This window comes from Engelhardtia mirabilis, assembly GCF_007748095.1.
GTDB lineage: Bacteria > Planctomycetota > UBA1135 > UBA1135.
This window is the reverse complement of the sequence record NZ_CP036287.1, coordinates 2,852,313-2,875,048: the sequence shown is the minus strand read 5'-3', so window position 1 is coordinate 2,875,048 and position 22,736 is coordinate 2,852,313. Positions and strand designations below refer to the sequence as shown.

Below are 22,736 nucleotides of genomic sequence, written 5' to 3'. Positions count from 1 at the left end.
GCGAAGACCCGCCGACTCAGGCGCGCAGATCCTCGGCCGCGGTCGGACCGGGCGGGATCGTTATCGGCATCGGCGGCCGCAGCCGTCCACCTGTTCCGCGACTGCCGACGTACTGACCGAGGATCTGGGCGCCGCGCAGGACCGGCGCGCGCAGGAGGTCGCCCAGGTGCCGCAGGACCCCGGCGCGCCGCACCTCGCGCAGGTCCGAGGCCAGCTCGAAGCACCAGCCCCGCGCCGCCGAGCCCAGGGTCGGGCGCATGGCCCAGTCGTGGGCGGCGCGGTGGAAGCGCGCGTCCTGGCGGTAGCGCGCGAAGGCCTTGCGGGCGGAGTAGCGGTGGGCGTGGTAGGCCACCGCCGCCGGCGCGTAGGCCAGGCGCCAGCCGCTGGTCAGGGCGCGGGCGGCCCAGGCCACGTCCTCGCCGAAGTCGATCGTGGGGAACGGGATCTCTGCGAAGGCCGAGCGACGGATCGCGCTCGCCACGTTGTTGAAGCGGATGTGGGCCACGCGCTGGATCGGCGGCAGCTCCCACAGGCCCGCGACCTGGTCGAGATCGCGCACGCCGGGCTCGGGCGAGGCCTCGGGCAGGTCCAACACCGTGCGCGCGGTGAGCAGGTCGTCGCCGGGGTTTGGTAGCACGCGGGCGTAGGCCCCGGCCACCCGCGGATCGGCGAAGGGCTCGATCAGCCGCGCGAGGAAGTGGGAGTCCGAGGGCAGGGCGTCCTGGCTCAGGAAGACCAGGAACTCGCCCTTGGCGTCGGCGGCGCGCTCGGTGCGGGTGCCGCCGTGGGAGAAGTCCTCGCGGCGGATGCGGCGCACGTCGGCGCCGGCCTGCTCGAGCAGCTCGACGCTGCCGTCGCTGGACGACGAGTCCACTGCCAGGAGCTCGAAGCCGCCCTCCAGCTCCTGCTCCGCCAGGCGCGGCAGCAGGCGTTCGAGGTCCGCGCGACCATTGAGGGTCGGCAGGACGATGGAGACGAGGGGGGCGGGCATGGGCGGGGGGGCGGGTGCAGCTTGCGACTTTCTACGCGGGCGCGGCCCAGTCTTTTCGACCGAGGGGGGTCGATTGCCTTCGCGGCCGACCGCCGCCGGGGTCCGGATACGGTCCCCCACTCGATCGGCGGCCCCGGGCCGCGCGTCACGGGATCCGCGGTATCGCGGCGGCCTGGTCCGTTGGCCGCGCAGCGAGGAGCGCCCCACCGAGGACCTCTCGGTCCGCGCGCCGCCGCTCGCGAGCGATGGGTGACCGCCGGTCCGGCGCACTGGCCGTGGATCCCGACGACCGCTGCCGGCTAATCTCCCCCCCATGGCCGCCGACCGCCTGCCCCTGGCCCTCGGGCTCCTGATCGCCCTGGTGCTCTCCGGCACCCTGACCATCGCCGGCCTCAAGGCGGGCATCTTTCCCGGCGTCAGCCCCCTGGTGGTGCTCTTCGCCTGGGGCCTGTTCGCCCGGCGCGTGGGCCAGGGCGGCGGGCGGCGCTTCCTGAACATCGCCCAGGTGGCCGGCTCGGCCGGCATGGCGGTCGCCGTGGGCGCCTGCTTCACCGTGCCCCTGGTGCCGATCCTGTTCGAGCAGCGCGGCCTCGAGGCCCCGCCGATCGACATCCCGACGCTGATCTGGATGAACCTGGCCGGAGCCCTGATCGGCTTCGGCTTCGTGGGCCTGGGCACGCGCAAGTTCCTCGGCGACCCGAGCCTGCCGGCGCCCGAGGCCCACGCCTGCACGACCCTGATCACGGCGGCGGCCTCGGCCAAGTCCGAGCGCCCGCCCCTGGCCGCGTCCCTGGGCCTCTCGGCCCTGTTCGGCTTCATCGCGCCCTTCCTGGTGCGCCTCGACCTGGCCCGCGAGAGCCTGCGGATCTGGCCCCCCCGCGACGCGGAGGACCCGGGGCCGGTGAACCTGGACCTGCCCTTCAACCCGATCTACCTGGGCATCGGCGCGCTGCTCAGTGCGTCGGTGGCCCTGTTGGTCTTCGGCGGCAGCTTCGTGAACCTGCTCGGCAACGCGGCCTTGGGTGCAATCGAGGCGGACTCGGCCTGGGCGGCGCAGTTCCCCGCCAACACCATGCGCTGGGTCGGCGGCGGGGCGATGACCGTGGCCGTGCTGTGGTCCCTGGCGCGCTTCGCGGAGGTCGGGCGGGACAAGCGGCCCAAGTACGACCCCGCGCCGGGCGAAGGCTCGATCGACCTGCCCCGCAACTGGCGCGTGGCCCTGGGCGCCTGCACCGCCCTGGGCGTGACGATGGTCGTGGGCTGGCTCTTCGCCGTGGACGGCCCGACGCCCTTCAGCTTGAGCATGGGCGCGGCCGTCCTCGCCTGCGCGGCGGTGATGGTGACCCTCGGCGCGCTGCTCTCGCTGCAGATCGGCAGCTCCGCCTCGCCGGTCTCGGGGACGGTCTTCGTCACGACGCTCGTGCTGTGCGCGACGGCGTTGTTCGTCGGGCGCCGGTCGCTGGTCGACGTGACGTTGATCACGCCCCTGCTCGTCGCAGCGTGCGTGGCGGTCGCTACCGCCAACGACTCGAGCCAGGACTACAAGACCCTGCAGCTCTGCGGCCTGCCGGTGAAGGACGGCCTGCTCGCCCAGGGCCTCGGCCTCTTGGCCGGAGCCCTCGCCGTGCCCTTCGCCATCTACGTCGCCCACGAGGCCTACCAACTCGGGAGCGCCGACCTGCCCGCCCCCCAGGGCGCCATGTTCGCGACCCTGGTCGACGGTCTGCTGCTGGAGCGCGACCTGCCCTGGTACCCGATCGCGATCGGCATCGGGCTCGGGCTCGTCGCGGTGCTGGGCGAGATCCTCGGCGCCCGCCGCGGCCTGCAGTTGCCGGCCATGGCCCTGGCCGTGGGCATCTACCTGCCCGCGGTCCTCGGCGTCGGCATCCTGATCGGAGCCATCTTCCGCCTGCTCGGCAGCGGCGGCGGAACGAGCGAGTCGGGCGCCCCCCAGGGCCGAGCGATCCTGACCGCCGCGGGCCTGATCACCGGCGCCGCCGCGTTCGAGCTGCTGCTCGGCATCGTCCTGCTCGCCGCACCCGGATTGGACCCGGCCGCGTGGACCGAGCACGGCCTGGGCGCGACCGTCGGAGCGCTCATCAGCAGCGTGTCGCCGGACATGGCGCCCGAGTTGATTGCGACACGTGTTGCGAGCGCGGCTGAGATCGTCGGTCAGTGCCTCGCCGCGCTCGGCATCGCGCTGATCGGCGGCCTGATCTGGTTCAACGCGCGCCGGTCGCGCCCGAGTTGATCGGACCGGCGGCGGTCGGCGCTGGCGTGGAGTTGGCGGCTCCTCCGAGCGCCGGCGCGCCGGAATCGGCGCCGAGGTCAAGCGGGTCGATGCCCATCAAGCCCAGCACGAGGGCCGTCGCGAGCCCCGAGACGACCGACACGCAGAGGATGCTCGCGACGATGCGGATCGCGCGGCTGACCCGACCTGACGTGCCCGAGTGGAAGCCCCACAGGGCCCAACAAAGGTAGACCAGGAACACGATCTGGTCGGCGAGGACGAAGAGCTCTTCCGGACCGCCGGCGAGGCCGGCAGCCAAGACGAGCAGCGCGCGCCAGAGGAAGATGTGGCCGGCGAAGTACAGGGTCAGCCACAGGTGCTCGACGTAGCGGGTGCGCGTGCCCAGGAAGCAGAGCTGGAAGGCGCCGGCGATCACCGGCAAGAGCACGAGGTTCAGCGCTTGACCATGGCTGACGATGAACTCGACCAGCTCACCCTGGTCGGCGTCGAGTGAATCTGTGCCGCCGGGGTGAACGAAGGCGATCGCCAGAAACCACAGGCCACTCGTGGCCAAGGCGTAGTGCAGGGGTGCGACCGAGACCACCCGACGGCCGGCCGCATGGGCCCGGGCGAAGCCGCCGGGATCGAGGGTCAGACCCACGACGGTCCGGGGCAGTCGCGACTCCAGGGAGAAGACCGCGCAAAGGACCTCCCACAGCCAGGAGGCCAGGGACGGACGACCCACGGAGGCCGCCTAGCCGCACTGGCTGCAGAACACGCCGTGCAGGGACTGACCGCAGTTGAGGCAAGGAGCGGCGGGCGTCGCAGCCATGGCCTCGCTCACACCCGGTCGCACAACTCCCGGAAGTGGCAGGTGCGGCATTCGCGGGCCTCGGGAGAGTCCGCCGGGATCTGGGGGAAGTCGGCGGGGTCGCCCATGCCGGCGTCGGCGTCGAAGTGGACGGCGCGCATGGCGGCCATGGACTCGGTGGCGCGGGCGAGGGTCGCGTCGAGGTCGGCGATCGTGAAGGTCTTCTCCACGTACTGGCCGCTGGGTAGGTAGGCGTCGACGCAGCGCACCGCCGAGGGATCCACGCCCCACTTCTGCTCGGCGTAGAGGCAGTACATGGCGAGCTGGAACAGGTCCTGCTCGCGCGGCGAACCCGTCTTCCAGTCGTAGATCCAGACGTCGTCGCCCTCGCGGAAGGCGAAGTCGGGGATGGCGAAGACCTTGGTCCCGTTCAGCTCGATGGTGCCGAGCTCCTCGCAGGCCAGGTAGTCCTCGGGCGAGGCGGCGCGCACGCGCTCGAGCTCGGGGGCCTCGAAGAAGGCGCGGGTGCCCTCGCGGATGCGCTCGACGTAGCGGGTGCCGTACTCCTTGGCGTTGTCGTTGGACTCGTCGACGCTGGGCTCGCCGTAGTAGTGCTCGGCCAGGCGGATGTTCTTCGCCGGGCGCTTCTCCCAGGCGGCGGCCTCGTCGCGCGACTGCTTGTAGCCGTCGCGCAGGGCCTTGAGGGCGTGGGCCTCGACCCAGGCGGCGTCGCGCTCGCGACCGCCGGCCTTCTCCTCGAACCAGGCCGCCAGGGCCTCGTGCAGGCAGTCCCCGGCCCACATGGGCAGGCGCGTGAGCTTCTTGAGCTTGTAGGCCAGCTTGCGCTGGGGCGGCGCGTCCCACGACCAGCCCAGCCAGGACAGGTAGTAGTTGTGGTAGTAGGAGCGCCGGCAGGTGGCGAAGGTGCCGCTGCGGGAGACGGACCATGAGAGCTCGTGTGCGAATGCCATCGCGCACGAGTCTCGGTTGCGACGGCGGCCGTCGCAAGCGCGCGCTCAGCTCGCGCGGGCGGCGGGCAGGTCGGGGCCCGCGGGCGGGGTCTGCGTGTCGCAGGGGGGCTCGTCCAGATCGACCAGCTCGAACTGTCCGTCGGCGGCGCGCAGGATCCGCGGCGAGGACTCGACCAGGGTCTCGATCTCGACCGGACCGCCCCACACCGCCGCGAGGTTCTTGATCGTCTCGCCGGCCTGGGCCAATTGCAGGTCGCGGCCGTCGTGGTGGTGCCGCAGGCGCAAGCAGCCGGTGTGGGCGTCGCGCGCGATCAACTCGATCTTGGGCAGCCCGCCCCAGGCGAGGTCGCCGAGCAGCTTCTCCTTCCACTTGACCCAGTCGAGGCCGGCCTGGCGCGCCGCCTGCAGGTCGCGCCTGCGGATCCCGAGGTACTCGAGCACGAACTGCTCGTCGACCAGCTCGTCGATCAGGCTCACGTCGCTGTGGACGCTGCGCAGCAGGAACAGGTCGTGCCCCTTCGACTCGGCGTAGCGCATCAGCCGCAGGCCGAGGCGGTAGGGATTGAGCTGCCCGGGCGCCGCGGACGTCGCCCCGGAGTGCACGTCGGCGAAGTCGATCACCTCCGACGGCTCGAGGATGCCGCCCGTGAGGATCTTGCTGTGCCAGTAGCAGGCCCAGCCCTCGTTGGCGATCTTGGTCAGGCGCTGCGGCGCGAAGTAGTAGGCCTCGGCGCGCACGATCCGCAAGAGCTCGCGCTCCCACTGCGAGAGGGGCGCGTGCTTCTCGAGGTAGCCCAGGATGTCGAGGGTCGGCAGGTCCGCGTCGGGCACCGGCAAGAGCTCCGCCACCGGCTTGTCGCGGGTCAGGGGCTCGCTCATCTGCTCGAGCAGTTGGAACGAGCGCTCCGACATGGCTGGACGCGGCTTGGGCCGCGCGGCCTGGGTGTGGCGGTGCAGGTAGGGGTCGATCAGGCCGTCCAGGGAGAGCAGGCGATCGAGGCTGCGCTCGACCTTCTCGAGCCCGACCGAGTCGATGATGCGCCGCACCTGGGTCGAGTGCCGCCCCATCGTGTCGAGCATGTGCCGGTCGGTGCCCGCGAAGCAGGCGTTGTGCTTGAAGAAGTCCGCGTGGCCGAAGACGTGGGCCATCACCAGCTTCTGCTCGAGCAGCGAGTTGGAGCGCACCAGGTAGGCGATGGTCGGGTCGTTGTTGATGACCAGCTCGTAGATCTTCGACAGGCCCCAGTCGTAGCCCTTCTGCAGGCGCTCGAAGTCCATGCCGAAGCGCCAGGAGGGATAGCGCACCGGGAAGCCGCCGTAGGCCGCCACGCCGTTCACGTCGCGGGCGTCGAGCAGCTCGAAGCACACGTCGAAGTGATCCAGCCCGCTCTCGGCGGCGGCCTTCTCGATCACCAGGGCGTGGTACTTGAGGGCGGTCGGCAGGTCGTGTCGCAGGCGCATGGGATCACCTCCCGGCGCCGAGGAAGGCGCGGATGCTCTCGGGGATCCCGCTGCGGTCCTCGAGGCTGACCGTGACCAGCTCGGGCACGTCCTCGAAGTGCGAGTCCAGGTCCTTCTTGAACTGCCCGGACCCGTGGGCGCTCTTGACCTGGCTGTAGCAGAACTGGTTGGCGCGCGGCAGCACCTCGTCGCGCAAGAGGGAGACGCAAAGGTCGGTGTCGCGCGCCGACCAGTTGTCGCCGTCCGAGTAGTGGAAGGGGTAGATGTTCCAGTCCTCGGGCCGGTAGCGGTCGAGGATCTGCTTCAGGCACAGGTCGTAGGCGGAGGAAATCTTGGTGCCGCCCGACTCGCGCAGGTGGAAGAAGGTGTGCTGGTCGACCTGGCGCGCGGCGGCGTCGTGGACGATGTAGACCACCTCGAGGTTGCGGTACTGCTTGCGCAGCCAGGCGTCGATCCAGAAGGCCTGGATGCGGACGATCTCCTTCTGCTCGCGCCCCATCGAGCCGGAGACGTCCATCATGTGGAAGACCACGGCCGAGGAGTCCGGCTGCTTGGAGAGCTTGCGGGCGCGGAAGCGGAAGTCCTCGCGCACCGGCACGATGATCGGTTGGTCCGCGTCCCAGGTGCCGCTGGCCACCTCGCGCAGGAGGGCGCGCTTGTAGCTGCGGCGGAAGTGGCGCAGGGAGTCCGGCCCAGCTGTCCGGACGCCCGTGTAGCGCGCGCCGTCGGCCTCGATCTCCCGCCGGCCGCGGGGCTGGATGTTGGGCAGCTCGAGCTCCTCGCCCAGCATCTCCGCCAGGTCGTCCAGGTCCACCTCGACCTCGAGGATGTGCTGGCCCTCGCCGTCCCCGGCCTGGCCGCCGCCGCCCTCGCCGTCCGCGGGCTGGCCGGGCTGGGACTCACCCTCGCCCGAGCCCTGCCCCTCGCCGCCGTCGTTGTCACCGAAGCGGAAGCGCGGCAGCTCGATCTGCGGCAGGGGGATCGACACCGCCTTCTCGCCACAGCGCCCGATCAGCTCGCCGCTGGCCAGGAAGCGCCGCAGGTCGCGCCGAATCCGGCCCCGGACGATGTCGCGGAACCGTGAGTGGTCGGCGTCGATGCGGTAGAGCGGTGTCGACACGTGGAGTTCCTGTCAGGCGGCCACTTCGCGGGGATCGTCCTTGGCCTCGCCGCGGGCGAAGAGGTCGGCCACGTAGCGCAGCACTTCCTCCGCCGCGTCGCGGGTGTAGCCGAAGCGATTCGCCAGCCGGTCGCGGATCGCGTCGATGCGCGACTGGGTGTTCGGGTCGACCACGCTCGAGATCAGGCTGGTCAGCTGAACCGCGTCGCGCTGGTCCTCGAACAGCTTCAGCTCGAGGGCCCGGCGCAGGCGCTGGTTCTTCCTGAAGTCGAAGGTCTTGCCCTCCAGGTGCAGCGCCGCGATGTAGTTCATGATCTCGTGGCGGAAGTCGTCCTTGCGCGCGTCCGGGATCCCGGCCTTCTCCTCGATCGAGCGCATCAGGCGCTCGTCGGGCTCCCGCTCGCGACCGTGGTCGTCCAGCATCAGCTCGTGGGTGGTGTAGGCCTTGACGTTGTCCACGTACTTGGCGCACAGGCGGTCGATGGCCTCCGCGTCGGCAGCCACCGCGAGCTGCACCTCGTGCTTGACGATCTCGTCGTACTCCTCGCGCGCCGTGCCGATCAGTTGGGTGTAGCGCTTGCGCGTCTCCTCGTTGGAGATCAGCGAGTGGTGCCCCAGGCCGTCGGCCATGGACTCCAGCACCTGCAGCGGGTTGACGTGGTCGCCGTCCACCACCAGAGCCGCGGCGATGCGGTCCTGGACGTAGCGCGGGCTGATGCCGTCCATGCCCTCGCGCGGGCAGGCGGCGCGCATCTCGCGCACGTTCTCGGCGCTGAAGCCCTGGACCTCCTCGCCCGAGTAGAGCTTGGCCTTCTGCAACAGGGTCAAGTTCGGGTGCGTCGGGTCCTCCAGGCGCGTCATCACCGACCACAGAGCCGCGATCTCGAGCGTGTGCGGCGCCAGGGTCTTCGAGCGCAGGCGGTCGCCGCCGAATTGGCGGTCGTAGATCGAGACCTCGTCGCAGGTCGCCAGGTTGTACGGCACGTCGATCTTGATCGTGCGGTCCCGGAAGGCCTCCATCAGCTCGTTGGACTGGAGCTTGCGGTACTCGGGCTCGTTGGTGTGCCCGATGATCACCTCGTCGATCGACGTCTGGGCGAACTTCTTGGGCTTGATCGAGTGTTCCTGGCTGGCGCCGAGGAGGTCGTAGAGGAAGGCCACGTCGAGCTTGAGCACCTCGACGAACTCGAGCAGGCCGCGGTTGGCCACGTTGAACTCGCCGTCGAAGTTGAAGGCCCGCGGGTCGGAGTCCGAGCCGTACTTGGCGATCAGGCGGTAGTTGACGTCGCCGGTCAGCTCGGTCGAGTCCTGGTTCTTCTCGTCCTTGGGCTGGAACGTCCCGATGCCCACGCGGTCGGCTTCGGAGAGGGTTAGGCGGCGCACGCGCACGTGGTCCATGACCTTGTTCCAGTCACCGTCGTGGCGCTCCATCAGCACGCGGAAGTAGTAGCGGCTGACCGGATCCAGATCGCCATCCACGCGCAGGCGATAGGCCCGGTCGTGACGGCGGTTGATGCGCTCTTCGAGGGCCCGCCGGGCCTCCTCGGGCACCAGGAGCAGGGGCTCCTGGTTCATGGGCGAGGGGATCGTCTCCCCGTCGATGACCCAAGAGAAGGTGTAGAGCGCCCCGGCGTCGGACTTGGAGTAGCTCTCGAGCCCGCGCTTGAGCAGGCGCGCGATGGTGCTCTTGGCCGAGCCGACGGGACCGTGCAGCAGCAGGATGCGCTTCTCCGGGCCGTAGCCCAGGGCGCCCGCGCGGATCGTGCGCACCAACCGCGCCAGGGGCTCGTCCAGCCCGAAGACCGCGTCGCGCCCTCCGTCGAAGGGATCCTCGAACAGCTTCCAACGCCTCCAACCGCCCTTGCGCTCGGGTGCGTGGCAACCGTGGCTCTCGACCATGTCGAGCAGCCGCTGCCAGGCGTTGCGAATCACGAGCGGGCGCTGCTCGACGACCCCCAGGTACTCGCGCAGCGATCCCTCCCAGCCGAGCGCCGCGTACTCGTCACGGGGGAAGCGGTCGAGGGCCAGGTCGTAGAGGCTGGGGTCTTGTTCGCTCATGAGAGGTCGCAGCACCGACTCGTCGGCTGCACGCGCGACGGGTCGGGGAGGTCCACCCACGCGCGGGGAGTATTGAAGGCGTCCTCTGCGGTTTCGGATGACCGCGTCGGCGCCTTGAGGTGGCGTGGGGCTGCTGCGCTCGAGACGGGACTCGCACAGGCAAACCCGCTCCACGGTTGGGAAGCCGGAACGTCCCGAAGTGCGAACTCCTTTCCGACTCGCCCCTGCCGGAAGGTCCCCAGGTGGATGACCGGCAGGTGACGGGCGTTACGGGGTCTGAACGCCGGCGGGGTCAAGCGTCGGCGGGGCTTCTGGTGCCGCGGCACCGTACGACCCGCACGGGCCAATTGGTCGCGGCACCGTACGACCCTCCAGAAGCCCCGCTGACCGATGGACCCCGCGATTCGAGTCCTAGCGGGACTCGACCTTCTCGGGCACGTCGACCCTCGTCGGTTCGTGCGGCGCGAGCTCCACCACCGGCTCGTCGTCCGCGTCCTCGTCCCCCACCTGGGCTGCGGCGGCGGAGGTGTCCGCGTGGCTCTGGGCCGCGGCGCGGGCATCACCGATGGCCTCGGGCACGAAGTTGTCCACGTCGGACAGCTCGACGGAGACGTTGCGCGAGACGCCCTTGGTTTCCATGGTCACGCCGTAGAGCATGTCGCTGGCGGCCATGGTGCCCTTGTTGTGGGTCACCACGATGAACTGGGTGTCCGCCACGAAGCCGTCGAGCATCGACAGGAAGCGGCCCACGTTGGCGTCGTCGAGGGCGGCGTCGACCTCGTCGAGCACACAGAAGGGGCTCGGGCGGGACTTGAACACCGCAAACAGCAGTGCGAGGGCCGTCATCGTGCGCTGGCCACCGGAGAGCAGGCCGATCGGCAGGGTCTCGCGGCCGGGCGGACGCGCGGTGATCTCGATCCCCGCCTCCAGCACCGGCTCGCCCTCGGCCAGCTCGACGTCGGCCTTACCGCCGCCGAAGAGCTGACGGAAGATCGTGCGGAAGTGGCCGCGGATCTCCTCGAAGGCCTCGAGGAACAGGCGCTCGCTCTCGGAGTTGATCGTCTCGAGGGTGCTGACCAGCTCGGACTTGGCCTCGATCAGGTCGGAGCGCTGGGTGGTCAGGAACTCCAGTCGCTCGGCGACGCCCTCGAGCTCTTCGACCGCCTCGAGGTTGACCGGCCCGAGTCGATCCAGCTTGCGCTTGAGCTCGAGCACGTCGACCTCCAGGGCCTCGAGGTGCTCCGCCTCGAGCAACTCGGGGCTGGGCTCGAAGTCCTCACGCAGGGCCTCCGCGTCCAACTTGAAGTCGTCCTCGGAGCGCCGCAGCAGCTCCTCGCGCGACAGCTCCGCCCGCTGGCGGTCGAGCTGCCGCTCGCCTCGCCGGGCCATCAGGCCCTCCAGCTCGCGCGTGACCACGTCGGCACCGCGCCGCAGCGTGTCGATCCGCTCGCGACCGGAGCGCTCCTCGTTGCGGCGACGCTCGAGTTCCTCCGCCGCGGCGCTGCGCTCGATCTCGAGCTCCGCCCGCCGCGCGCCGATGGCCTGGGACTCCTCGCCGCCCTCCTCGGCCTGGCTCTCGTTCTCGCGCGCCAGGCGCCGGGCCCGCTCGATCTCGAGCTGCAGCTCTTCGACCACGCGCCCGAGGTCGGACAGGCGCCGTTCGAGGGCCTGGGCCTGCTCGCGGGCACGGGTCATCTCGACCCGCGCGCGGTGCTCCTCGCGGCCGGTCTCGTCACGCTCGGCCTCGATCGCGTGACGACTCTTCTCGAGCTCCTCGAGTCGACTGTTCTCCAACTCGAAGGCGCGCTCGGCGTGCTCGTGCTCGCGCCGCAGCTCGACCAGCCGCTCCTCGGCGCGCGCGCGCTCGTCGATCAGCCCCACCGACTCCGCCTCGGCGTCACCCAGACCGCGCTCCGCGTCCCCGGTGCGAACCTCGGCGGTCCGCAGCCTGCTGGTCGCCGACGCGTAGGCCGCGCGGGCGCGCTCGACCGCCTCGGCGGCGGCGGTCAGGCGAACCTCCAGAGCCTCGCGCTCGGCGCGCGCACGCTCCTCTTCAACCGCCAGCTCGTCCAGGCGGGTGTCCAAGGCCGCGGCCTCCGACTCCAGCTCGGCCGCCTGGGCGCGGCGCCCCACGGCGCCCTGCTGCACCTCGCGGTAGCCGGCGAGCACTCCCGTGGCGTCGACCAGATCGCCCTCGGGCGTCACCAAGCGCCAGCCGGGCAGCTCCTCGGTCAACGCCAGGGCGGACTCGAGGTCGCTGACCAGGATGCAGTCGCACAGGAGCAGGTGCGCCACCGGGATCAGCTCGGTCGAGACGCGCACGTGCTCGAGCAAGAGCCCGTGCACGTGCTCGCGCAGGTCGATCGAGACCTCCGGGATGACCGGCTCGCAATTGCCGCGGTTCAGGCCACCGGGCACGACCAGGCGTGCCTGGCCGATCTCGCGTTCCTTGAGCCAGGCGCCGATTGCGGCAGCCTCCGACTCGTCCTGCAACACGATCGCCTCGGCCGACAGACCCAGGGCCGCGTCCAGGGCGCGGGCGTACTCGGGTGTCGTGTGTACGTGGTCGGCCAACAGGCCCCCGAGAACGTCTGCGTCGATCGGCCCCTGGCCTTCGAGCAGGCTGCGCGCGCCCGCGTCGAGACTCTCGCGCTCGCGCTCCCAGTCGAGCAGGGCCTCCACGCGGCTGCGCAGGGCGGCGCGCTCGACCTCGATCCGGCGGCGCTCCTCCTTGCAGCCCGATTCGGTCTCGCGCAGGCGCTGCAGACCGGCGGTCAGCTCCGCGTGCTCTTCCTGGGCCGCCGTGCACGCGCCCTCGGCCTCGGCCAGGGCGCCCTCGGCGGAGGTCCACTCCTGGCGCGCCGCCGCCAGCCGCTCGCGCAGCTCGGTCAAGCGCACTTCCGCGCGCTCGGCCCGTTCGGTGAGCGGACCCAGGGAAGACTCGAGCTGGCGCGCAGCGTTGTAGGCCGAGGCCTTGTCGTGGATCAGTCCGTTGACGCGCTTGGACTGTTCTTCGCTCTGGTGACGCGCCTCGCGGTAGCGACGGGCCGCCTCACGGAAGGCTCCACCGAGCTCCTCGAGGGCCGACTCCGCCCGCTCGGCGTCGCTGGTCGCCTGCTCGCGTTCGGCCCGGGCGGCCTCGAGCTCGGCCCCACGCAGGCCCAGTCGCTCACCCAACTCGTCCACCCGACGGGCCTCGGCCTCGGCCGTGGCGCGCCAGGCGTCGACCCGCGCGGAGAGCTGCCGCGAGCGCTCGTCGAGGGTCAGGAGCTCGCCCGAGACCTCGCTCAGGGCTGCTCCCGCCTCGTCCACCCGCCCGGCGAGCTGCGCCTGCTCGGCCTCGCGCTCGGCCAGGTCGTGCTCGGCGCTCTCGCGCTGCTCACGCAGGCCCGCGAGCACCGCGTCGACCTCGAGCAGCTCCTCGTCCGTGGTCGACAGGGCGCCGTCGAGGGTCAAGAGCTGGTGCTGGGCCAACTTGACCCCGCGCTCGCGCCACTCGTCGCGCACCTCGACCCAAGTCCGCGCGCGGCCGGCCTGGACCTTGAGCGAGCGCACCCGCGACTCGAGCTCGCCGACCACGTCGTCCAGACGCTCCAGGTCCTGGTCTACGCGCTTGAGGCGACTCTCGGTCTCCTTGCGGCGCTGGCGGAAGCGGCTGACGCCCGCCGCCTCCTCGAAGATCGCGCGGCGATCGTGGGGGTTGGCGGACAGGACCGCGTCGATCTTGCCCTGCTCGAGCACCGAGTAGCCGCGACTGCCCAGACCCGTGTCGAACAAGAGGTCGCGCACGTCCTTGAGCCGCACGCGGCTGCCGTCGATCTCGTACTCGCCCTCGCCGGAGCGGAACACGCGCCGCGTCACGGCGACCTCGGCCCCGTGGGCCGGGATCGTGCCGCAGGTGTTGTCGACGACCAGCGTGACCTCTGCCACCGACACCGCCGGGCGCGAGGTCGAGCCCTTGAAGATCACGTCGGTCATCTCGCCGCCGCGCATGGACGTCGGGCGCGTCTCGCCCAACACCCAACGCACGGCGTCCACGACGTTGCTTTTACCGCAGCCGTTGGGCCCCACGATGCCCGTGAAGGCATGGGGAAAATCGAGCACGGTGCGGTCCGCGAAGGACTTGAAGCCGAACAGTTCGAGTCGTTTGAGACGCATGTTCCTTGTGTTCCCGCCGCTCCTCAGCGGTCTTCGCGGGGATCCTCTGTCTTCGCCTGCTCGATCCCGACGCTACTCGGGGCGACCTTGGTCGCATCGTTGTCACGCGCTCCGCTCACTGCGGCGACCACCTCGGCCAGGCGTTCGTCGTCGCCGAGCAGCCGCAGCCGCGCACGCTCGCCCTCCAGCGGCAACAGCTCGCCCGGGTCGACGCCCCGCTGGCGCTCGCGAGCGGCCAGGAAGCGGTCGTGGGCCGTGGGCTCGTCGACCGACGCCGGGAGCGCGGGGTAGAGCGCGCCACTGGGCAGGGTTCGCATCAGCTCCGCCTCACCCTCGCCCGGTCGCAGTCGCCCGCGCACCGCGAGGGCGTAGCCCAGCCCGTAGGGACGCCGTCCGGCACCCTCGGCCCAGTCTGCGCCGGGCACGTCGGCCGCGCCGTCGAACAGCAGGCCCTGGCGCACGCCGGGCGCGCCGCTGCGTTCCACGTCCAGGCCGAACAACCGCAGGCGCGCGCGCTCGCCGAAGAAGGGGCTGACCACCATCGCCGGCGCGCCGGGTCCGGGGAAACGACTGGCGGCCTCGACCATCAATCCGAGCAAGCGCGCGCCCTGTTCGGCGTCGACCTGACCGTCGCCGAGCACCCGCAGTGCTTCGCGCAGGCCCACCGGCACCAGAGCGTAGCCGACGCGCGGACGCAGGGTCAGGGGTCGCGCGGAGGCGGCGGAATTCTGGAAGCGTTGCAGGGCGCGGCAGGTCTCGACGGCGCAGGACAGAAGGCCGAAGAGGTCCTCCATCATGCGCTCCTCGCGCCAGGGGCCGGCGGCCCGGGCCAGGCGCGGCAAGTTGATGGCCACCGCGCCGCCACAGGCCACCAGCCCACGCTCGCGCGCCTGGCGGCGGCAACCGGGGGCCGCGAACTGCTCGCCCTCGCGACCGAAGGTGGCCACGGCGCGGCCGGACTCGAGCAGGCGCAACAGGCGCGCGCGCTCCCCCGACGACGAGGCGGCCAACTCGGCGACCTCGGACTCGTCCAGGAGGAGTCGCGGCGAGAGGGGCGCCTGGTCCAGTTCGACCCACTCCTCGAGCAGCCGCGCGCGCGCGGCGGCGTGGCGCGTTCCGGGCGAGTGCACGTCGACGCGCCGACCGGAGGCCTCGGCCACCGCAGCGACGGCCCGCAGCCAGCCGCCCAGACCCAGGGGCGAGCGCGGCCGAGTGGCGCGGGCCAGGTCTCCGAGCAGGGCGCCGGTGTCCTCCAGGGCGATGCCGCGGGCGGTGCTGGCCAGGAGCGAGGGCAGGGACGCGAGCAGGCCGAAGGGACCGTCGGATCCCGCGCTGCCGGCCGCGGCCAGTTCGGCCGGGATGCCGAGGGTCAGGTAGAGGTGCGGCGAGCGCAGGTCCTCCACGTGCATGTCGCCGCCCAGGTGCAACTCGCGACCGCGCGCGTCGAGCACGTCGCGCAGGGCGAAGCGCCGCAGGGCCTCGCCAGCCAGGGCGCGCTCCAGGTCGGAGCGCTCGAGGGCCTCGGGCGGGCCGGTGTCGCCGCGCTCGCGCAGGTCGAGCCAGGGGGACCAACACCGCTCGCCCTCGCCGCCGAACAACAGGCGCAGGTCGTGGCGCGGCAGGGACACCGGCTCCTGGCGTTCGAGGGCCGCGGTCAGGCCCAGGTCGACCAGCTCGTTGTCGACCAGGGCGCGGATCAGGCTCGTGGAGATGGACTCCAGACCCGCCGCGAAGACGCGTTCTTCCACCCGCGTAGCGACGGTCTCGGCCACGTCGCGGGGCAACTCGGCTTCGGTCACAAGCGCGGCCGCGATGCGCGACTTGCTCCAGGCCGCGGTGCGGTCGGCCTCGAGCACCTCGACATCGTGGGCGGCATTCGTCGGCGGCCGCACCCGTAGGGCCTCGCGGGCGCGGGCGCGTCGGTCGCGATAGAGGATGTAGGCCTTGGCCACAGCGGCGCGGCCGAGTTCGATCAGGGCGCGCTCGACGCAGTCCTGGATCGCCTCGATCTCCGGAACCGGGGGGCCGTCCGAACCCATGCGGTGCTCGTCGCCGTTCGCCTGGCGGCCGGCGCCGCGCGCCAGGGCCATCTCGACCACGGCCGCCACGTCGTCGGCGAAGGCCGCGTCCTCCTCGCCCGCCGCGCTCGTCGCGCGCCGGACGGCGTCCGAGATTTTGCCGCGGTCGAAACCCACGACACGCCCATCGCGCTTGCGCACGAAACGCAGGGGCTCGGGCCGTTCCTGGTCACGTCGATCAACCATGGCGGCTCACTCCCCGGCCTCCTCGGCCGCGCGCCGCACGTCGAGGATCGGGCGCAGCTCGTCGAGGAACTGTGACACGTCCTTGAACTCGCGGTAGACGCTGGCGAAGCGCACGTAGGCCACGTGGTCCACGCGCTTGAGCTCGTCCATCACCAGGTTGCCGATCACCGCGCTGGGCACCTCGCGGTCGTACTCCTCCTGGCAGTGGGCCTCGATCCGACTGGTGGCCTCCTCGAGCACCTCGATCGGCACGCTCAGCTTCTCGCAGGCCCGCACCATCCCAGCCAGGATCCGCTCACGGTCGAAGCGCATGCGCTCGCCGTTCTTCTTGACCACTCGCAGGGGCGTGGTCTCGATGCGCTCGTAGGTCGTGAAGCGCAGGAAGCAGCTCAGGCATTCGCGGCGCCTACGAATGACCGTTCCTTCGGCCGACTCTCGCGAGTCGACCACCCGGTCCTTGTTGGCTCCACAGCGCGGGCACTTCATCGATGGCTGCGACGGGTTGCGCGCCTCGGACGACCGTTCGCCGCCTGCACCGCGAATGCTCCCCACCCAACGCGGACCTGCTTGCCCCGCCCGCCCGATCGACCGCCCGAGGCGACCCCAGCGGGGTCACGGACGCCGGTGCCACGCGGGCGCCGGGGAGGGGTCGAGCCAGGTGGGCCGGGGGGTCGGCCACGTGGAAGGGTGCTCCTTGGGTCAGCGGCCCAGGCCCGGCGACACCCAACCCAAGGCGCCGCGACGCGCGCGGCGGGAGGGTCGGGATCGGGGGGCTCGGGGTCGTCCCCCGCGGCGGGCGGGGGGTCTCGAGGGCACCGTCGAGAGTTAGGAGACCACTCCAGATATTGTGTGTCAATCGGGCCGACCCGCCTTGGAACCCAACATGCAGTTGTGTCCCGGGTCGGCGGCACCAGGGCGCGCCAGGCCCCGGTCACTTGCCGATGCAGAAGCGGGCGAAGATCCGGTCGAGCAGGTCCTCGGGGCTCGTGCGACCGCTGATCTCGTCCAGGGCAGCGACCGCGCGACGCATCTCGCCGGCCACCAGGTCGAGTTCGCCGCCCGCCTCGAGCAGGGCCAACGCATCTCCCAAAGCCTCCAGACCCCGCTCCAGGGCGATCCGGTGCCGCCCGGCCAACTCGCGGGCCAGGGATCCCGCCGGGGGCCGCGAGGCGACCGCCCGCCGTGCCGCCTCGCGCAGCGCCTCGATCCCGACCCCGGTAGCAGCCGAGACGGCCACCCGTGGCCGGGGGCCCAGGACTGCGGCCAGGGCCGGAGCGGGCTCGGCCGCGCCGTCGATCCGATCGATCTGGTTCCAGACCACCAACACGTCGGCCCCCACCGGGAGGTCCTCGGACTCCGCGGCCAGGCCGCCGGCGTCGGCCCGGGAGCCGTCCACGACCCACAGCACGAGGTCGGCCGAAGCCACGAACCGGCGCGCGAGGTCCTGGGCCCCGCGCGGGACGGGGTCCTCGCCACGGGCGTCGCGGCGGTCGAGGCCGGCCAGGTCGAGGAGCTCCACATCGCCCCCGCCGTCGGGGTCCAGCCCCCAACGGGCCTGCAGGGCGTCGCGGGTCGTGCCCGCGAGGTCGCTCACGATGGCGGCGGCGCCGCGACCGAGACGGTTGAACAGGGAGCTCTTGCCGGCGTTGGGCGCCCCCACCAGGGCGACTCGGGGCAGCCCGGCACGCGGCGGGCGTGCCTGCTCCCAGCCCAGGGCTTCGGTCAGGGCGCCACGCGCCCGCTCCCCGACGGCCAGCAGCTCCTCGACGTCCACGTGGCCGGTGTCGCTCTCGTCGAAGTCCAGGCTGGCCTCGCACAGGGCGCGCAGGCCGTCGAGGTTGTCGCGCAGGCTCGCCACGCGCTCGCCCAAGCCGCCGCCGAGCAGGGCCGTCGCCGCCCGCCGCTCGTCCTCGCTGCGGGCGCGCACCAACTCGAGCACGCCCTCGGCGCGGGTCAGGTCCAGGCGGCCGGAGTGGAAGGCGCGGCGCGTGAACTCGCCCGGCTCCGCGCGCCGGGCCCCCGCGCGCAGGAGTGCGTCGAGGGCCCGCTCGAGCAGCGGCACACTGCCCGGCAGGTGCAGCTCGCACACGTCCTCGCGGGTGTAGCTGGCCGGCCCGGGCATCCACAGAAGCAGCAGCGGCTGGCTGCCACCGCCGTCGTCGAAGCGCCCCCTGCGCGCGGCGCGGCCCTGCGGCCAACCGTCCTCGAGGTCGCAACGCGGCTCGACGAGCGCCCGCGCGCGCGGCCCCGAGACACGCAGGATCCCGCGCAGGGCTCGGCCCGGCGGCGAGGCGATGGCGACGATCGTGTCGGCGTTCAGCGCTTCTTCTTCTTGGAACCGGACTGCTGGCGCTTGGACTGCTCGAGCTTCTTCTGCTGCAGCCGTTGCTGCTCCGCAGCCCGCTCCATCATGGCCGCCATCGGCGCGCAGCCCGACTTCTTCTTCTCCGGCTCCGTGTCGTCGACGGGCCAGAGCTTCTTGATCACCTTCTGCTCGAAGACACCCAGTCCGGACTGGGTCATCATGTAGAGCGACAGGCCGGCGGCGTAGTTGTAGAGGAACACGCCCATCACCACCGGCATGAACAGCATGATGCGCTGCATCTTCTTGGCCTGCTCGTCAGTGGGCTGGGGCATGGTGCGCTGCTGCCAAATCCACAGCACGACCATCAACGGGGGCAGGAGGTTCAGGTACTCCAGGTCGATGAACGGCACATTCCAGCCCAAATAGAGCAACTGGTCGGGGCGTGACAAGTCCTGGATCCAACCGGCGAAGCCCGCGTGGCGCAGGTCGAAGCTCGTACGCAACGCCGCGAACAGTCCGAAGAAGACCGGCATCTGCAGGAAGATCGGCAAGCAACCGCCGAGGGGCGGGAAGGCGCCCTCTTCCTGCATGATCCGCGCCTGGGCTTCGCGCTGCTTCTGGAGATCGTCGGCGTACTTCTCCTTGATCTCGGTCAGCTTGGGCTGCACGCGCTGCATCTTCTTCTGGTAGCGCGCCATCGCCGTCTGTGACCGCCGGTTGAGCGGGAACAGCAGCAGGCGGATACAGAAGGTCAACAGGATGATCGCCACCCCCCAGTTGCCTGTGAAGCGCTCCAGCACACCGAGCACGTCGATCAGGAAGTTGCCGATGCCGCTGAACCAGTTCAGGTCGGAGTCGAGCACCTCGCGGTGCGCGGGCGACGCCGCTACGAAGCCGCTGTGGTCCTTCGGCCCCGCGTACAGCCGGTAGTTCCAGGTCTCCACCCGACCAGGCTCGGGCAGGGCCAGATCCAGGTGTGCCTCGGCGACGATGTAGGGCTCGATCTGCGGCGCCAGGGAAGCGCTGGGGTCGGTGCCCGCCAGGTGGTCGGGATCCAGGGGGCCGAAGCCGGCCAAGATGCGCCAGGTCGCGGTCCCGATCGAGCCCTTCCCCTGGTCGTCGAGTCCCCGCAGCAGCACGGCGAAGTACTTGTTGTGCCCGCCCACCAGGGCCAGGGGGCCGATGGCGTCCAGGACCCCGGAGGACTTGCGCGGGTCCAGCTCGGCGATCTGGCTGTCGAGCTTGTAGTCGCGACCACTGACCGGGCCCACGGCCATGGCCTTGGGCTGCTTGTAGAAACTGTCGACGACCTCCACGCCGATGGTGCCCGAGGCGACCATCGCGAAGCTGCGCGGACCCGGCGCGATGTCTTCCGGAAGGATCTCGGGGCTCTGGATCGACAGACTCAGGCCCAGGTCCCAGGTCCCCGGCACGGCCTCCACGCGCTTGGTGAACAGCACCCCGTTGCTGCCGGCGTAGCGGAACTCGACCCCGCGTACGGTCCCATCGGAGTCCTTCAGCTCGCTCATCTCCCACAGCACTTCCGACAGGCGCCGGGGCGTGATGTCTTCGCCGGAGACGAAGCCGTCGAGGGCGAAGGCGCCCCGCGCGGCCGTGGGCTTCAGGGCTTCGAAGGGCTCGATCAGACGCAGCCAGTTCTCGGGCCGCGCGCGCTCCTCTTCGGTCAGCCCCACGCGCCGATAGAAGGTTCCGGTGCGCAGGTCGATGAGCTGCGCGCCCCGGTTCTCGAAGGTCGCGCGGAAGTGGCCGACCTCGCCGCGACGACCGAATTCGATCGTCAGGTCGCGCGGCTTGGAGTCCGCGATCAGCGGCTCCTCGACCTCGGCCGTCCCCATGCTCGGGGCTGGCGCGGGAGCGTCGGGTCCTGGCGCGCTGTTCGCGTTCTCATCGGGGCGCTCGGCACCGCCGACCGCCGTCTGGACGTCGCGCGAGCCGGAGTTGTCCACCGGAGGCGGATTGATCACCTGCCACAGGACCAGAACCAGCAGCGAGAGGATGATCGCGAGCGGGAGTCGCTTTTCCACGAAAGTTGGAGGGAGTCGGAGGGGACGGGCGCCCGGGGCGCGCGGTGGTCGAGGTGGGGTCGCGGCGCTGGGCCGCTCAACGCCCCAAGGCGAGTCGGTCGGCGAGGTCGTCCGGTAGCTCACCCACGTTGCGAATCGCCGCTTGCGCGCGCTCCACGTCGTAGGCCAGCCGAACGAAGGTCACGCGCGTCCCGTCGAACAGCACGTAGGAGAGGCGAGAGTCGCCGTCGCGAGGTTGACCGACGGACCCCACGTTGACGATCGCCCGCATCGAGTCGGAGACGGTCAGGTCGTAGGGCCCCTCGGTGTCGCGCGGGCGATAGAAGCGCTGGTCCTCGTAGTAGACCGCCGGTACGTGGCTGTGGCCCACGAAGCACACCGGTCGCAGGCAGGCCTCGAACATGGCCTCCAGCTTCTGCGGATTGCGCGCGTCGCTGGGGATCACGTACTCGCGCACCGGATCGCGCGGGGATCCGTGGGCGAACATGGCCGGACCGTCGCAGGCCGAGGGCTCGAGCGATCCGAGGAAGTCCCACAGGAAGTCGGAACCGTCTCCGGCGCCGTCGCGCCCGGCGCGGATCGCGGCACGGGTCCACTCGATCGCGGCACGGGCACGCGGGTTGAAGTCCTCGGCGGAGTTCATCAGTGCGTACTCGTGGTTGCCCATCAAGCACAGCCCGGGGACCAGCTCGGTCGCCCCACCGGCCCCGGGCGCGCCGGAAGTCAGGGCCACCACGCGCTCGAGGCAGGGCACCGGATCGGCGCCGTAGCCGATCATGTCGCCCAGGCAAACGAACCGCCTGACACCGCGCCCGAGGGCGTCGGCGACCGCGGTCTCCAAAGCCTGCAGATTGCTGTGGAGGTCGGAGATGATCGCGGTGAGGGGATAGTCCACGGGAGCCAGGGGATGCCCGAATCGGCCCAGGGACGCGCGCGCCCCCCGGCGAAGTGAGGCGACGAGTATCCGGACGGGCCCTGGCGGGGGCAAGGCCGCGGGGACGCCCGTCCGCCTCTCGCCCTACCATGGGCCGCCCGCCGGGGCGCCTGGCCGCGCCTCCGAGGGGCGCCCCGGCCCCCCCACGACCGTTCTCCACGCGCCCCGCCACCCAGCCGACCGCCAACCGCGACACCGATGCGCCGCACGATCTTCCGCTCCCTTCTGATCACCTCCCTGGCCACCGTCGGCGCTGCACTCTCGAGCTGCCACTTGGCCGGACCCGGCGCCGCCCGCGCCCAGGAGTCCACCGCCCCGCCGTCCGAGGGCTCGGTCCAGGTCGGCCCCGTGGCCGACGAGGCCCTGGGCTCGACCCGACCGGAGGCCGTCCCGGCCCCCGACGGCATCGCGGCGCTGATCGACGACGAGATCGCGATCACCCTCGACGAGTACAAGACCTACCTGCTGGAGATCTACGGCCGACGCCCCCTCGAGGAGCTCGTCTACCTGCGCCTGCTCGAGCGCGAGGCCGCCGCCCTCTCGATCGAGGTCACCGAGGCCGAGGTCGACGCCGCGGTCCAGGCGGTCTACGACCAACTGCTCGCCGTGCGCCACCAGGGTCGACTGGAGGCCCTGGAGGCGGAGCTGGGCGAGGCCGGCTACACCAGCGAGTCCTACCGGCGCTCCCTGCGCGTCAAGGAGCACATCACGCTGCTCGAGACGCGCGAGGCCCTGGTCCTGCGGGAGGTCACCGAGGACATGATCCGCGAGCGCTTCGAGCGCGACTTCGGGGTCGACGGCGTGCGCGTCGAGGTCCGGCACATCTTCCTGAACCGGGCGCGCCTGAAGGCCGACATGATTCGCTCGGGCGCCGACCCGGCGAGCCTGGGCACCGCGCAGGTCGAGGCGGCCCTCGCGTCGAAGGCCGCCTCGCTGCTCGAGCAACTGCGCTCGGGGGCCGACTTCGAGGCCCTGGCGCGTGCCAACAGCCACGACCTGTCCGTGCAGCAGAACGGCGGAATGATCCCCGGCTACAACTACCGCCGCTACGGCGAGCCCATGGCCGCGGCCGTGCGCGCCGCGCAGGTCGGCGTGCCCACCGGGCCCGTGGCGACGACCGCCGGGCTGCACCTGATCGAAGTCACCGAGCGCACGGCGACGTCCCTGGACGACGTGCGCGAAGAGCTGAGGTCGACCCTGGCCGACGAGCCGGCCTCCTGGAAAGAGCGCGGCGACCTGCGCGCACGCCTGTTCGGCGAAGCGGTGATCCGCACCTACTGATCGAGACCGAGGCGGACCTCCGCCCCCGTGCGGGCCGCATCGATCACGCCCGCATCCCCCCGCGCGCCGCGCGCCGCCCCTGGCGCGCACGGAGCCAACCCCAACCA

14 protein-coding genes are annotated in these 22,736 nt (G+C 71.5%); 2 read left to right on the top strand and 12 right to left on the bottom strand.

The features are described from left to right. Positions 1 to 16: 16 nt before the first annotated feature. Positions 17 to 991: a glycosyltransferase family 2 protein gene (locus Pla133_RS10495; protein ID WP_419192343.1), complete on the bottom strand. Its 975-nt coding sequence runs from the start codon at positions 989 to 991 to the stop codon at positions 17 to 19. Positions 992 to 1,304: 313 nt separating this feature from the next. Here Pla133_RS10495 and Pla133_RS10490 point away from each other — a divergent pair, with 313 nt between their 5' ends. Continuing rightward, entirely contained in the window at positions 1,305 to 3,242 is a 1,938-nt protein-coding gene (locus Pla133_RS10490) for an OPT/YSL family transporter (RefSeq protein ID WP_145064915.1), read from the top strand. On the opposite strand, the gene Pla133_RS10485 is transcribed toward Pla133_RS10490, so the two are convergent. The 11 genes from Pla133_RS10485 to Pla133_RS10435 form a co-directional block, all read right to left on the bottom strand. Further along, a complete protein-coding gene (locus Pla133_RS10485; protein WP_145064913.1) occupies positions 3,214 to 3,966 on the bottom strand; it encodes a hypothetical protein in 753 nt (250 codons plus the stop codon). The two genes, Pla133_RS10490 and Pla133_RS10485, sit on opposite strands and share 29 nt — an antisense overlap. 95 nt (positions 3,967 to 4,061) lie before the next feature. Continuing rightward, on the bottom strand, positions 4,062 to 5,003 hold the full coding sequence (locus Pla133_RS10480; protein ID WP_145064911.1) for a PD-(D/E)XK nuclease family protein: 942 nt from the start codon (positions 5,001 to 5,003) through the stop codon (positions 4,062 to 4,064). Positions 5,004 to 5,048: 45 nt separating this feature from the next. Continuing rightward, on the bottom strand, positions 5,049 to 6,464 hold the full coding sequence (locus Pla133_RS10475; protein WP_145064909.1) for a SpoVR family protein: 1,416 nt from the start codon (positions 6,462 to 6,464) through the stop codon (positions 5,049 to 5,051). Between the two features lie 4 nt (positions 6,465 to 6,468). Beyond that, positions 6,469 to 7,584: a DUF444 family protein gene (locus Pla133_RS10470; protein ID WP_145064907.1), complete on the bottom strand. Its 1,116-nt coding sequence runs from the start codon at positions 7,582 to 7,584 to the stop codon at positions 6,469 to 6,471. Positions 7,585 to 7,596: 12 nt separating this feature from the next. Beyond that, positions 7,597 to 9,642 (bottom strand): PrkA family serine protein kinase, encoded by a 2,046-nt coding sequence (locus Pla133_RS10465; protein ID WP_145064905.1) that lies wholly within the window; start codon positions 9,640 to 9,642, stop codon positions 7,597 to 7,599. A gap of 411 nt (positions 9,643 to 10,053) precedes the next feature. Then, positions 10,054 to 13,800, bottom strand: coding sequence for a chromosome segregation protein SMC (smc, locus tag Pla133_RS10460; RefSeq protein ID WP_145064903.1), 3,747 nt, complete (start codon positions 13,798 to 13,800; stop codon positions 10,054 to 10,056). A 23-nt stretch (positions 13,801 to 13,823) separates the two neighbouring features. Then, positions 13,824 to 16,064: an ATP cone domain-containing protein gene (locus Pla133_RS10455; protein ID WP_145064901.1), complete on the bottom strand. Its 2,241-nt coding sequence runs from the start codon at positions 16,062 to 16,064 to the stop codon at positions 13,824 to 13,826. Positions 16,065 to 16,070: 6 nt separating this feature from the next. Next, positions 16,071 to 16,550, bottom strand: coding sequence for a transcriptional regulator NrdR (nrdR, locus tag Pla133_RS10450; RefSeq protein ID WP_145064899.1), 480 nt, complete (start codon positions 16,548 to 16,550; stop codon positions 16,071 to 16,073). A 445-nt stretch (positions 16,551 to 16,995) separates the two neighbouring features. Further along, positions 16,996 to 18,360: a tRNA modification GTPase gene (locus Pla133_RS10445; protein ID WP_419192443.1), complete on the bottom strand. Its 1,365-nt coding sequence runs from the start codon at positions 18,358 to 18,360 to the stop codon at positions 16,996 to 16,998. Between the two features lie 20 nt (positions 18,361 to 18,380). After that, positions 18,381 to 20,414 carry a membrane protein insertase YidC gene (yidC, locus tag Pla133_RS10440; RefSeq protein WP_145064895.1) on the bottom strand — a complete coding sequence of 678 codons (2,034 nt, stop codon included), beginning with the start codon at positions 20,412 to 20,414 and terminating at the stop codon, positions 18,381 to 18,383. A gap of 76 nt (positions 20,415 to 20,490) precedes the next feature. Next, positions 20,491 to 21,309, bottom strand: a complete 819-nt coding sequence (locus Pla133_RS10435) for a metallophosphoesterase family protein (protein ID WP_419192342.1) — start codon at positions 21,307 to 21,309, stop codon at positions 20,491 to 20,493. 237 nt (positions 21,310 to 21,546) lie between these two features. Here Pla133_RS10435 and Pla133_RS10430 point away from each other — a divergent pair, with 237 nt between their 5' ends. Continuing rightward, positions 21,547 to 22,629 (top strand): peptidylprolyl isomerase, encoded by a 1,083-nt coding sequence (locus tag Pla133_RS10430; protein WP_145064891.1) that lies wholly within the window; start codon positions 21,547 to 21,549, stop codon positions 22,627 to 22,629. The last annotated feature ends 107 nt before the right edge of the window (positions 22,630 to 22,736 follow it).

Excerpts from the sequence above, each read along its gene's own strand:
- Pla133_RS10495 (WP_419192343.1), bottom strand. The coding sequence starts at position 991 with ATGCCCGCCCCCCTCGTCTCCATCGTCCTGCCGACCCTCAATGGTCGC.
- Pla133_RS10490 (WP_145064915.1), top strand. The coding sequence starts at position 1,305 with ATGGCCGCCGACCGCCTGCCCCTGGCCCTCGGGCTCCTGATCGCCCTG.
- Pla133_RS10480 (WP_145064911.1), bottom strand. The coding sequence starts at position 5,003 with ATGGCATTCGCACACGAGCTCTCATGGTCCGTCTCCCGCAGCGGCACC.
- Pla133_RS10475 (WP_145064909.1), bottom strand. The coding sequence starts at position 6,464 with ATGCGCCTGCGACACGACCTGCCGACCGCCCTCAAGTACCACGCCCTG.
- Pla133_RS10465 (WP_145064905.1), bottom strand. The coding sequence starts at position 9,642 with ATGAGCGAACAAGACCCCAGCCTCTACGACCTGGCCCTCGACCGCTTC.
- smc (WP_145064903.1), bottom strand. The coding sequence starts at position 13,800 with ATGCGTCTCAAACGACTCGAACTGTTCGGCTTCAAGTCCTTCGCGGAC.
- Pla133_RS10455 (WP_145064901.1), bottom strand. The coding sequence starts at position 16,064 with ATGGTTGATCGACGTGACCAGGAACGGCCCGAGCCCCTGCGTTTCGTG.
- nrdR (WP_145064899.1), bottom strand. The coding sequence starts at position 16,550 with ATGAAGTGCCCGCGCTGTGGAGCCAACAAGGACCGGGTGGTCGACTCG.
- Pla133_RS10430 (WP_145064891.1), top strand. The coding sequence starts at position 21,547 with ATGCGCCGCACGATCTTCCGCTCCCTTCTGATCACCTCCCTGGCCACC.